General features: G+C 68.9%; 10 protein-coding genes, 1 tRNA gene and 2 pseudogenes. 6 read left to right on the top strand and 7 right to left on the bottom strand.

The window, feature by feature from the left end:
- Positions 1-14: 14 nt before the first annotated feature.
- Entirely contained in the window at positions 15-776 is a 762-nt protein-coding gene (locus AC0685_RS08040; RefSeq protein ID WP_478224926.1) for a methyltransferase domain-containing protein, read from the top strand.
- On the opposite strand, the gene AC0685_RS08035 is transcribed toward AC0685_RS08040, so the two are convergent.
- The 3 genes from AC0685_RS08035 to AC0685_RS08025 form a co-directional block, all read right to left on the bottom strand.
- Positions 724-2,115, bottom strand: coding sequence for an MFS transporter (locus AC0685_RS08035; protein ID WP_478224925.1), 1,392 nt, complete (start codon positions 2,113-2,115; stop codon positions 724-726). The genes AC0685_RS08040 and AC0685_RS08035 overlap by 53 nt on opposite strands.
- On the bottom strand, positions 2,112-2,681 hold the full coding sequence (locus AC0685_RS08030) for a TetR/AcrR family transcriptional regulator (protein WP_478224924.1): 570 nt from the start codon (positions 2,679-2,681) through the stop codon (positions 2,112-2,114). The genes AC0685_RS08035 and AC0685_RS08030 overlap by 4 nt, the downstream gene beginning before the upstream one ends.
- 95 nt (positions 2,682-2,776) lie before the next feature.
- Positions 2,777-2,858, bottom strand: a tRNA-Tyr gene (locus AC0685_RS08025).
- Positions 2,859-2,977: 119 nt separating this feature from the next.
- Here AC0685_RS08025 and AC0685_RS08020 point away from each other — a divergent pair.
- Positions 2,978-3,469, top strand: a complete 492-nt coding sequence (locus AC0685_RS08020) for a YajQ family cyclic di-GMP-binding protein (RefSeq protein ID WP_016331028.1) — start codon at positions 2,978-2,980, stop codon at positions 3,467-3,469.
- Between the two features lie 50 nt (positions 3,470-3,519).
- Here AC0685_RS08020 and AC0685_RS08015 read toward each other — a convergent pair whose 3' ends face one another.
- Entirely contained in the window at positions 3,520-4,173 is a 654-nt protein-coding gene (locus AC0685_RS08015; protein WP_478225223.1) for a hypothetical protein, read from the bottom strand.
- A gap of 190 nt (positions 4,174-4,363) precedes the next feature.
- Here AC0685_RS08015 and AC0685_RS08010 point away from each other — a divergent pair, with 190 nt between their 5' ends.
- Entirely contained in the window at positions 4,364-5,512 is a 1,149-nt protein-coding gene (locus AC0685_RS08010; protein ID WP_478224923.1) for a sialidase family protein, read from the top strand.
- Positions 5,513-5,565: 53 nt separating this feature from the next.
- Positions 5,566-6,447: a glucose-1-phosphate thymidylyltransferase RfbA gene (gene rfbA / locus AC0685_RS08005; RefSeq protein ID WP_034324212.1), complete on the top strand. Its 882-nt coding sequence runs from the start codon at positions 5,566-5,568 to the stop codon at positions 6,445-6,447.
- On the opposite strand, the pseudogene AC0685_RS08000 reads toward rfbA, so the two are convergent.
- The 3 genes and pseudogenes from AC0685_RS08000 to htpX form a co-directional block, all read right to left on the bottom strand.
- Positions 6,437-7,700, bottom strand: a pseudogene (locus AC0685_RS08000) (LLM class flavin-dependent oxidoreductase). The gene rfbA and the pseudogene AC0685_RS08000 overlap by 11 nt on opposite strands.
- A gap of 3 nt (positions 7,701-7,703) precedes the next feature.
- A pseudogene (locus AC0685_RS07995) lies at positions 7,704-8,742 on the bottom strand (LLM class flavin-dependent oxidoreductase).
- A 284-nt stretch (positions 8,743-9,026) separates the two neighbouring features.
- Complete coding sequence (gene htpX, locus AC0685_RS07990; RefSeq protein WP_478224922.1) at positions 9,027-9,893, bottom strand: zinc metalloprotease HtpX; 867 nt, start codon at positions 9,891-9,893, stop codon at positions 9,027-9,029.
- Between the two features lie 133 nt (positions 9,894-10,026).
- Here htpX and AC0685_RS07985 point away from each other — a divergent pair, with 133 nt between their 5' ends.
- Together AC0685_RS07985 and AC0685_RS07980 are read left to right on the top strand one after the other, a co-directional pair.
- Entirely contained in the window at positions 10,027-10,995 is a 969-nt protein-coding gene (locus tag AC0685_RS07985) for a YncE family protein (protein WP_478224921.1), read from the top strand.
- 24 nt (positions 10,996-11,019) lie between these two features.
- Positions 11,020-12,207 (top strand): BtrH N-terminal domain-containing protein, encoded by a 1,188-nt coding sequence (locus tag AC0685_RS07980; RefSeq protein ID WP_478224920.1) that lies wholly within the window; start codon positions 11,020-11,022, stop codon positions 12,205-12,207.

Genomic DNA, 12,207 nt, shown 5'->3' with positions numbered 1-12,207 from the left:
TAGCGTCGGCGACCGTGATCAGTGAGACGGATTCGGGAGACGACCCGGCGGACGGCTGGTTTCCCGAGAGTGTGGCCGCGGGCTATGACGCGCCGGGCGGCGCGAACGCGCCCGAAGTGGTGACGCCCGCGGTGGACGTCCTCGAGAACCTGGCCGACGGTCCGGTGCTCGAGTTCGCAGTCGGGACCGGAAGGATCGCGATCCCGCTGGCGGCGCGCGGCGTACCGGTGAGCGGCCTCGAATTGAGCCGGGCGATGGCGGACCGGATCGCGGGCAAGCCGGGCGGCGACGCGGTCGAGGTCACGATCGGCGATATGACGAAAACCCGGATGGCGGGCGAATTTTCGCTGGTCTACCTGGTGTACAACACGATCAGCAACGTGACCACCCAGGACGGTCAGGTCGACGTCTTCCGCAACGCGGCCGCGCATCTGCGGCTGGGTGGGCTGTTCCTCGTCGAGGTCGGCCTGCCGGATCTACGCCGCTTGCCGCCAGGGCAGGACATCGTCCCGTTCGCGATGGCGCCCGGCTACGTGGGGTTCGATCAGTACGACGTCGTCAGGCAGGAGTTCACTTCGAACCACGTCACGGTGTCGCCGGAGGGAGAGGGACGATTCCGCCGCATACCCTTCCGGTACGCGTGGCCCGCTGAAATGGACCTCATGGCCCGCATCGCCGGGATGCGCTTGAAGTACCGCTGGGCGGACTGGGACCGTTCGGACCTCACCGCCGAGAGCACCAAGCACGTGTCCGTGTGGGAGCGCGTGCGTCCGTGAAGACGATGACCGCGCTGGCGGCGAGCAGCGGCAGAGCCCACAGTGCTGTCGTGAGGTAGCCGTCCCGGGTGGGGAGCAGTGCGCCGTCCGGAGTGGCGGCGGCGAGCAGCAGACCGGCGAGGGCGCTGCCCACGGCCATCCCGATGCTGCGAGCGATCTGGTTGATCGAGAGCACACTGGCTGTTTCCCCTTGCGGCACACCGACGAGCACGAGTTTGGGCATCACCGCGAAGATGCCGCCGACGGCGAACCCGAGCAGGGCGATCGCGGCGAGGACGAGAACGAACGACTGACTGCCGACGGCGAACAACAGCGCACTGGCCACCGCGATCATGGTCGAGACCAGGTACGTCCACCGCTCGTTGACGTGCGGAATCGCTTTTCCCGCAACGAATCCGAGCAGCGAGAACGGGATCAGCGCCGCGCCCGCGGCGACACCGGGAAGCGCGAATCCGTACTGGGCGTCCGCAGGTGTCTGCACGTAGCGGGTGAAGAGACTGAACAGCAGGTACAGACCCGCCCCGGCGACGAGAATCGCCAGGTTCGCGCGGAGAACGGGGCCTTGGCCGAGCAGCCGAAGATCCACCAACGGCTCGGTCGTGCGCAGTTCGATGAACGCCCACACGGCCAGGACCGCGGCGGTACCGGCGAGGAGACCACCGGCGGCCCACACGGTCGCCCACAGCGAGGGCACGGCGATGAGCAGGAGGACGCCGAGTGTGCCGAGAGCGAGGAGCAGCGTGCCGGGGACATCGATCCGGGGCGGCTCGCCGGGTGCCTCGGCAGGCAGCATCCGCCAGGCGATGAGGAACGCGACGGCCGAGAGGAGGAATCCGAATCCGTACGCGACGCGCAGGCCCGCGAGCTGATCGAGGAGGCTGACCACCGGGTAGCCGACCCCGATGCCGACGGTCGACGCGACCGACAGCGCGGCGATCGTCGAGGTCGAGCGCTCGGGCGGCAGATGCGCGCGGGCGACGCTCATCAACAGCGCCCCGGCCGCGACCCCGAGCCCCTGCAGGCCGCGTCCGATCACCAACGCCGCGTACGGAAGCGGGAGCACCGTCAGCAACCCGCCGGCCATGACCAGGGCCAGGGTGACCAGGATCGTGGTGCGGCGGTACGGGCCGCCGCCGAGCCTGCCTAGGACCGGACCCGCGATCGCGCCGCTGAACAACGTCACCGTCAACGTCCACTGCGCCGCGTCGAGGGATACGTGCATCCCGGTGGCGACCGGGGTGATCAGCGGCGCGCCGACGCTGCCGATCACGGCGCCCGCCAACGCCGTGCACACCAGTGCGGCGCTCAGCCGTCCGTCCCGCCGGACGGGGGCACTCATCGGTTCGTCTCGGTGGTGACGTGCGTGAACAGGCCCGGCTGGATCCGGGTGCGAACCCCCTCGGCCCAGAGCGCGTCGACCTGCTCGACGTCCATCGCGGCGCCGGCGTTCAGCAGCATTCCGAAAGCGAGGAACGTCTTCACGGTCACCGGGTCGAGCCCGGTGCCGTTCTCGGCGGTGTCCCACATCCGCGCGAAACACGACCGCACCACGTCCCGCACCTCCGGGTCTCCGCACGCGGCAAAGCCCTGGAGCTGCAACAACAACCCGGTCCGGTCGGCCAGGAGGTCGAAGTACTGCGCACCCATCGCCGAGAGCGCCTTCAGCCCGGTCTCCCTTTCGCCCGCGTCTCGCATCGCGTCGCTGAGCCGCTCGAAAGCGGCCTGGACCAACTCCAGGAACAGGGCCTTCTTCGTCGCGAACATCCGGAAGACGTAGGCCTGCGTGATCCCCGCCGTCTTCGCGATCGCTTCCGTCGACGCCCCGTGCAGCCCGTGTTCCGCGAACTCCTCCGCGGCGATGGCCAGCACCTGGGCACGTCGTTCGGGTCCGCTCATCCGTGCCATAGGCCCTAAGTTACTGGTTACTAACCACTAACTAAAGGTGCTACGCGCGACACAAAGGAGCGGCCTCGTGACTGGATCACGAGGCCGCTCCGGTGTGGCGAGTGAGGGATTCGAACCCCCGAAGGCAGTGCCGTCTGATTTACAGTCAGATCCCTTTGGCCGCTCGGGCAACTCGCCGTGGCCGGGTCCCCCCGGCCGAGACGAAAGAATACCCAATGCCGTGGCGGGCCGGTCAACCGGGTTCCGCAGGGCTAGGGTGGAAGCTCCTGACAAGCGAGTACGAGGTGTGAGAACACGTGGCGGATCCCTCTTTCGACGTGGTGAGCAAGGTCGATCGCCAGGAGGTGGACAACGCCCTGAACCAGGCCAGCAAGGAACTCGGTACACGGTTCGACTTCCGGGGTACCGGGACCAAGATCGACTGGTCCGGCGAGGAGGCGATCGCGATCGAGTCCGAGACCGAGGAGCGGGCGCTGGCGGCGGTCGAGGTGTTCAAGGAGAAGCTGATCAAGCGCGGCATCTCCCTGAAGGCCTTCGAGGCGGGCGAGCCGGCGCTGTCCGGCAAGATCTACAAGATCGGCGGCAAGATCCTGCAGGGGATCGCGTCGGACAAGGCGAAGCAGATCGCCAAGTTCATCCGCGACGAGGGCCCCAAGGGGGTCCAGGCGCAGATCCAGGGCGACCAGCTGCGGGTGTCCGGTAAGAAGAAAGACCAGCTGCAGGACGTGATCGCCTTGCTGAAGGGCAAGGACTTCGAGATCGCGCTGCAGTTCACGAACTACCGCTGAGCGCGGGCGACGACAAGGCCACCTTCCGCGGAAGGTGGCCTTCGCCATGTCTAGGACGCGGTGACCGTCCAGGTCCCGTCGCCTTCCACCGACACGAAAGCCGGGCCGGACACGGGCACGCTGCCGGTGTAGTCGCCGAGCTGGTTCACGGGAAGTTCCGAGTAGTCGCCGCTGTGCACCCACACCGCGGTGCGGCCGCTCTTCTTGGTCGTGACGGCGACCGACGTGACGGCGTCGGGAACGGCGAACACCGCTTCACTCTTGCCGGACAGGGGCTTACCCGGTTCCAGGACGGGCAGGCCGCTTTCGTCGGTGATGGTCAGCGTCCAGGCGGCGTTGGCCTTGACGGTGAACGTCTTCGCCTGACGGCCGGGCATGTCGTTGATCCACTGGGTGCCCTTGTACGGGCCGATGTCGTTGACGATCAGCTCGTTCTCGGTGTTGACCGCGACGTGGCCGGAACACTTCGGGCAGTCGAAGGTCACGAAGCCGAGGCGCGGCGGCCAAGCCATGGGGACCGACGCGTTCCCCTTGCCCGAGTGCTTCTCCTCCGGCTGCGGGCCGGGGCTCGGGGTGGTCGTCGGGGTCGGCGAAGGTGTGGCCAGCCCTTCCGGGGCGGCCGCCTGCGGGACTACGCGGCCCAGGCTCGGCGGTGAGCAGGCCACCAGGCCCACGGTCAGCAGAGCGGCCGCGCACAAGCGCATGATCACGAATTTCCCCCTGGTCGAACCCGTCAACGGATCTTCGCCTGCCGATAGCCCAGCGTTACCGGTCCACTCGGCCGAGCGATTCACGCCACTCGGACGTGGGTTTCCGCCGCGACGCCTTCGCGGGAGTCCGAAAGGGACAAAAGCCCGTGTTGTAATCCGGCGATCGCGTTCGAGGAAGGTCACGATGAAGCGCCGTTTCAGCTCCGCACTCGCCTTTGCGCTGTCACTCACGGTGGTCGCGTCCCTGTTCACCTCCGCGCAGGCCGCCGAGCGCCAGCAGCTCGTGCCCGGCTACGGCTCGTACCCGCGGCTCATCCGCCTGGAGCATTCGGCGATCGGCCGCGGCCGCATCCTCGCGTCGCTGACCAGCGAGGACGCGAGCGGCAAGTTCACCCCGATCATGGAGAGCACCGACGAGGGCCGGAGCTTCCACAAGATCGGCGAGATCCGCGATCGCGACGGCCGCCGCGGCATGTGCTGCGGGACGTTGTACGAACTGCCGCAACGGGTCGGCAGGCTCCGCGCGGGCACCCTGCTGTGGGCCGCGAGCTACCGGCAGGACGCCGGTCCGCAGCGGCGGATCGGCATCAGGATCTGGTCCAGCCGCGACGCCGGCCGCACGTGGGGCTTCCTGTCCGAGGCGGCCCGGTCGCACAATCACGACGGCATCTGGGAGCCGGAGTTCGTCGTCGACGCGGGCGGCACGCTCTGGCTGCACTACGCCGACGAGACCGAGGCGCCACAGTTCGCGCAGGTGATGAACCGGGTCGCCTCCACCGACGGGGTGAACTGGGGCACCAAGCAGCGCACGATGGCCATCCCGCCCCATCGGGTGCGGCCGGGGATGCCGATCATCCGCCGCCTCCCCGACGGCCGGTTCTACCTGGCCTACGAGATCTGCAACTACCGCGACCGCTTCTGCGACCCGTACTTCAAGATCTCCTCCGACGGCGCCAACTGGGGCGATCCCCGCGACCCCGGCACCCGCGTCACCACCGCGAACGGCAACTACTTTCAGCACGCCCAGACGATCACGCTGTTCCCCGGCGGCCCGAACGGGGTGCGGCTGGTGATGGTCGGGCAGATCTACACCAACGCCGCCGGGGTCCCGCAGGACAAGAACGGCAGGGTGCTGCTGGTCAACGACAACTTCGGCGCCGGACACTGGTACGAACGTCCGGCCCCGGTGCACATCGTCGGGATCCACGACAACTTCTGCCCCAACTACAGCTCGACGCTGCTGCCGGTCGACGGGGGCAGGAACGTGTTGCAGATCTCCACCGAGTACAACCTCGGCTGCAAGGCGTACTTCGCGAAGGGCCCGGCTTTCTGAGCCACCCGGTAGTGTGAGTTCCCGAGCGATCGGCTACGAAGTGGGGGCATCGCATGAAGGGCATCGTGCTGGCGGGGGGCAGTGGGACGCGTCTGCATCCCATCACCCAGGCGATATCGAAACAGCTGCTACCGGTCTACGACAAACCGATGATCTACTACCCGATCTCGGTGCTGATGTTCGCCGGGATCCGCGAGATCCTGATCATCTCGACGCCGGTCGACCTGCCGCATTTCCGGCGGCTGCTCGGTGACGGCAGCCAGTTCGGGCTCAGTTTCAGCTACGCCGAGCAGGCCGCGCCGAACGGGCTGGCCGAGGCGTTCGTCATCGGCGCGGACTTCATCGGCGACGACGACGTCGCGCTCGTGCTCGGTGACAACATCTTCTACGGCCAGGGGTTCTCCAGCCGGTTGCAGGCCGCGGCGACCTCGCTCGACGGCTGTGTGCTGTTCGGCTACCCGGTCAAGGACCCGCAGCGGTACGGCGTCGGCGAGATCGACGCCGACGGCAAGCTCCTCTCCATCGAGGAGAAACCCGAGAAGCCGAAGTCGAACAAGGCCATCACCGGCCTGTACTTCTACGACAACCAGGTCGTCGAGATCGCCCGTGACCTCAAGCCCTCGCCGCGCGGGGAACTGGAGATCACGGATGTCAACCTCACCTACCTGCGGCAGGACCGCGCGACCCTGATCGACCTCGGCCGCGGGTTCGCCTGGCTCGACACCGGCACGCACGACTCGCTGCTGGAGGCGGGCCAGTTCGTGCAGGTCCTCGAACACCGGACCGGTGTCCGGATCGCCTGTCTCGAAGAAGTCGCGCTGCGGATGGGCTTCATCGACGCCGAACAGTGCTACGCGCTCGGCGCCAAGCTGGCGAAGTCCGGCTACGGCGAATATCTGATGAACGTCGCGCGAACCCAGGGTGCTACCGGCTGAACAGGAGTTCACGCAGGGTGTCGCCGGTGTAGTCGGTCCGGAAGACACCCCGTTCCTGCAACCGCGGAACGACGTCGTCGACGAACGCGTCCAGCCCACCCGGGGTCAGATGCGGCACGAGCACGAACCCGTCGGCGGCGTCGCTCTGGACGTACTCGTCGATCGACTCCGCGACCTGCCGGGCGGTGCCGACGAACTGCTGGCGCGCGGTCACCTCGATGACGAGTTCGCGGATGGAGAGCTTCTTCTCCTCCGCGATCGCCCGCCATTTCGCGGCCACGGCGAGAGGATCCTTCTCGTGCCGGACGCGGCCCCAGGTCAGCGGCTCGGCGTCGGGGTCCGGGTCGATCTCGGGGAGCGGGCCGTCGGCGTCGCAGGCGGAGAGGTCGCGGCTCCAGACCTGTTCGAGGAACTGGATCGCGGTCGCCGGGCGGACCTGCTGATAGCGGATCTCGCGGGCGTACTCGTGCGCCTCCTCCTCGGTGTCGCCGAGGAGGAACGTCGCCGCGGGCATGATCAGCAGCTCACCGGGCTCGCGCCCGTAAGCGGGTAGCCGCCGTTTGACGTCGGCGGTCTTGGCGGCGAACTCCCCTGCCCTCGTCGGAGTCACCCGCCTGGATGACGATCGGCTGCCCCCGCGGAGTCCTCGGGACGGTGAACTCGCCACGGATGTCGAACTGCGGTCCGCTGTGGACAACACGCTCGAGGCCCCGCGCGAAGACGCCGTTCTCCTTGTCCCCCACCAGAGCGTCCGGCGCCCAGCTGTCCCAGAGCTCACGCACGGTGGCGAGGAATTCCTCGGCGCGGCGGTAGCGGTCCTCGCGTTGCAGGAAGCCACCGCGGCGGAAGTTCTGTCCCGTCCACGCGTCCGGTGAGGTGACGACGTTCCACGTGGCGCGGCCGCCGGAGAGGTGGTCGATGCTCGCGACCTGCCGCGCGACCTCGTACGGCTCGTTGAACGTCGACGACAGCGTGCCCGCGAGCCCGAGCCGCGTGGTGACCACCGACAGCGCGGCCAGCACGGTGGTGGTGTTCGGTCGCCCGACGACGTCGGAGTCGAGGATCTTGCCCGCGTGTTCGCGCAGGCGCAGGCCCTCGGCGAGGAAGAGGAAGTCGAACTTGCCCCGCTCGGCCGTGCGCGCGAGATGTTCGAAGGACGAAAAGTCGATTTGGCTACCCGAACGCGGGTCGCTCCACACGGTGGTGTTGTTGACGCCGGGGAAGTGTGCGGCGAGTTTGACCTGCTTGGGCATCTGTCACGCCTCCGCGTACTGGTGATGGTCGCGCAGGGTGGTGCCGGTGTAGGCCTGCCGGAACGCGCCCGCGGCCTGGAGCGCGGGGACAGTCTCGGCGGTGAAGAGCGCCAGGTCGTCGGGCAGGACCGCGGGGCGGATGTGGAAGCCGTCGAGATCGTTGGACTCCGCGAGGCGGGGCAGTTCGGTCGCGAGGTCGGCGGGAGTGCCGGTGAAGCTCAGGCTGGGTGGGAAGGGCGCGTAGGTCTCCAGCGCGCGACGGCGATCGAGGGCCGCTTGCTCGGTCTCGGCGAGCACGATCGACAGACCGGCCAGGAGCTTGGCGTCCGGGAAGCGCTCGCGGGCGCCGCGGACCTCGTCGACCAGGACGACGTCGGCGCCGTGCGCGTACGGCGAGTCGCCGTACACCGCGACGACGGGGTGCCCCTGTGGCGGGCGCGGCGTGATCGAAGGTCCCTTGATGCTGAAGAAGCGGCCCTCGAAGTCGACGTAGTGGAGCTTCCCGCGGTCGATGAAGCGGCCGGTCGGCTCGTCGCGGATGATCGCGCCGTCCTCCCAGCTGTCCCAGAGGCGCGCGATGACGTCGACGACCTCGGCGTTCTCCGCTTCGGCGTCCGCCCTCGGACGGCAGGGTGCGCCTGCAGAAGTGCGCGACCTCGGCTGCGCGGCCGCGGCTCGCGAAGTCGAGCGAAGCGACGGCCGTCGAAATGTGGAACGGCTCGGTGTGCGTGGTGGTGACCGTCGGGACGAGGCCGATTCCGCTGGTCATCGGGGCTATCGCGGCGAAGGTCAGTAGCGCGTCGAGCCGGCCTCGGACGACCTCCTCGCCTCCGGGTTGGAGCGCGAGGTTGTCGTCGAGGGTGACGAAGTCGAGCGAAGCCGCTTCGGCGAGCTTCGCGTGGGCGAGGTGGTGGGCTGCGGTGAACAACGCGGTCGGGCGGACGTCGGAGACCCGCCAGGCGGCCGGATGGTGCCCGGCCCCGTCGAGCGCGACCCCGAAGTGCGACTGCTGTGGAACCCATGCCCGGGAACTCGCGCACAGATGCCCCGATTCCCGCTCCCACGAGGTGGGACACCGGCGGCCGTGACCTGCGTTTAGCCCCCTAATCGCGATCCGGCGGCCGACCTGCGTTTCGCGGGCTAATCGCGATCCGGCTGGTCAGCGCGCCCCAGATGAGATTGGGGGCGGTGAGTGTCTCCAATGCCGCATTGGGGCCAGCGGGCCCCGCGACGCGGGGGCATGGGCCCAGGGCGGGTCGCGTTTAGCGGGCTAAACGCGATCCCGGCCGTGACCTGCGTTTCGCGGGCTAAACGCGATCCGGCTGGTCAGTGGGGGTGGCGCGCCATTTCTTCCAGGCGCCGGATGCGTTCGGCCATGGGCGGGTGGGTCGAGAAGAGCTTCGTGAGGCCTTCGCCCGGCTGGAACGGGTTCGCGATCATCAGGTGCGACTGCGAGACCAGCTTCGGTTCCGGCACGAGCGGCGCCACGCGCGTTCCCTGGTCGAGCTTCCGCAGAGCCGAGGCGAGCCCGAGCGGGTCGCCGGTGAGTTCCGCGCCCGACGCGTCGGCCTGGAACTCGCGCGAACGGCTCACCCCGAGCTTCACCACGGCGGCCGCGATCGGCCCGATCAAGACCAGGAGCAGCCCGGCCAGCGGGCTGTCGCCGTCCTCGCGGTTGCTGCCGCCGAAGAGGCTGGTGAACATCGCGATGTTGGCGATCACGCTGATCACGCTCGCCAGCGCGCCCGCGACACAAGAGATCAGGATGTCGCGGTTGTAGACGTGGGACAGCTCGTGCCCGAGCACCGCCCGCAGTTCGCGTTCGTCGAGCAGGCCGAGGATGCCGGTGGTGCAGCACACCGCCGCGTGCCGGGGGCTGCGGCCGGTGGCGAAGGCGTTCGGGGCCTGGGTGGGGCTGACGTAGAGCCGCGGCATCGGCTGCCGCGCGGTGGTCGCCAGCTCCCGCACGATCCGGTACATGGCCGGCTGCTCGGCCTCCGAAATCGGACGAGCGCGCATGGCCCGCAACGCCAGCTTGCCGGAGTTGAAGTAGGCGTACGCGTTGACCCCGAGCGCCACCACCAGCCCGATGACCAGCGCGCCCCGCCCGAAGAAACCGCTGATCCCGACGATGAGCGCGGACAGCAGGCCGAGCAGGACGACGGTCTTGAGCCCGTTCTGGTGTTTGTGCACGGCGTCCTGCTCCTTCCTTTTCAGGGGTGGGGGTTACTCATCGGAAACAACGCGATCGGGGGACGCGAAGTTCCTTCGCGTGCTCGGCTCGCGGGTTATCGTCGAACCTCGGAACGATCATCGGGAGGCGCCTGTGCGAGGACCCGAACTGAGCCGCCGAGCCCTGCTCGCCCTGGCCGCGGCCGGCGCCTCCGCAGTCGCCTTCGCGCCGGCGGCCAGAGCCGAGAAAGTGCTTCTCGTCGAGGTCGGAGGCGCCCCGGAGGCGGTCGCGGTGAATTCCGTCACCGGCTTCGCGTACGTCTCCGACCCGTCCACCGGCACGGTCGTCGTCCTCGACTCACGGTCCGGCACGGTCGGCGACGTGATCCCGGTCGGCGGCGAGCCCGCCGGGCTGGCCGTGGACACGGTGACCAACCGGATCTTCGTCGCGAACCCGCCCGGCGGGACCGTCCTCGTCCTCGACGGGCGGACCAACGACGTCGTCAGCGTGGTGCCGGCCGGTCCTGGAGCGTCCAGTGTCGACATTGACGAGCGGGCGAACCGCATCTACGCGGCCAGCGCCCTCACCGGGACGCTGGCCGTCATCGACGGCGTCGGCTGCCGCCTGCTGGACCTCGTCCCCGGTCCCACGCGGGGGCTGTCGTCGACGGCGGTCGACAGCGGACGCAAGCTCGCGTACTGCACCAGCACGGCCACCGACTCGCTGGAGGTCTTCGACATCGGCGCGGGCAAGTTCACCGGCGGGATCCCGGTCGGCAAGTCACCGACCGGAGTCGCCGTGCACAGCGCGTCCGGGACGGTGTTCGTCGCGAATTCGGCGATCCATCATCTGTCCATCGTGGACACGGGCACGCGCAAAGAGAAGGCGACCGTGTTGCTGCGCTCGGAAGCTTCGTCGGTGGTGGTCCACGAAGGATCGAACACCGTGTACTCCAACGGAGGGCCGAACGGCCTCGCCAGGATCGACGGGGTGACGAGCCTGCTCACCGGAGACCTGTCACTCGGCGTGAACCCGGGCGCGGTCGCGATCGACCAGCGCACCAGGACGGTGTACGTGGCGGATCCCTTGCGCGGCAGGGTTTCCCTGATCAGGGACTTCTGAGGCCGAAGCGGGCATGATGGTGGGGTGACCGAGTACGAATTGCGCGGCGGGCTGCAACCGGACGTCTCGGCCGTGGCCACCGTGCTGGCGCATCACGGTGTCGAAGGGCCGGACGGGAAGGCGCCCGGCGAGGCGCTGATCTTCGCCGTCTCCGGCGGGATCGGGGCCGGCTACATCCTGTGGGATTTCGCGCACGAAACGATGTCGACGATCGTGTTCGGTTTCCGCGCGCGCTGGCAGTACCCCCAGGACTGGCTCAAGTCCACAGTGGACCGCCTTGGACTCGGCCTCGATCTCCACACCACCGGTGGTAAACGCGCCGCCGCGAAACGACTCGACACCGAACTCGAAGCGGGGCGGCCGGTGCTCGTCCTCCCCGACCGCGAATCGGTCGGTTACTGGCACCTGCCGCCGGAGATGTCCGGCGGTGGCGGCCACTTCGTCGTCGCGTACGGCGAAGAAGACGGGCGGGTGCTCGTCGACGATCGGAACCTCGCCCCGCTGACGGTCGGCCGGAAGACCTTCGACGCCGCGCGCGGCCGGGTCGGCTCGTACAAGAACCTGCTCGCGACGATCCGGCCCGGCGAGGTCTCCGACTGGCGGACGGCCGTGCGCGCCGGGCTGACGGACTGCGTCCGGAACCTCTCGGCGCCGTCGAAGTCGTTCTCGCTGCCCGCATGGGGACGCTGGGCGAAGGCGATGACCGACGAGCGTGACCCGAAGGGCTGGCCGCGCGCGTTCGGCGAGCGGCGCGGGCTGGTCGGAGCGCTGTTCAACGTCTGGGAGAGCGTCACCCCGGCCGGGATGGAGGGAGGGCACCTGCGCGGGCTGTTCGCCGACGCGCTCACCGAAGCCGCCGGCCTGCTCGAACTTCCGGCGCTGGCCGAACAGGCGTCGACCTGGCGCGGGATCGGCGAGCGCTGGGCCGAACTGGCCGAGACGGCCGTCCCGGCGTCGAACGCGGAGTTCGCCTGGGTACGCGGGCTGGTCAGCGCGGTGTCGGCGGGTGTCCGGGAGGGCGACGCGGGGCAGGACGCCGCCGCGGCGGCCGGTGCGGAAATGTGGAAACTGCGCGCGCACTACAACGACGAAACACCGTTCACCGACGTCGAAGCCCGTGAACTCTTCGGCACGATGGGCGCCATGATCCGGGACATCCACACCGCCGAGACCGCCGCGATCCGCGAGCTCTCCGAAGCCCTGATGGAGTGA

This window comes from Amycolatopsis sp. NPDC043889, from assembly GCF_056435645.1.
This window is presented reverse-complemented; position numbering and strand designations above follow the sequence as displayed.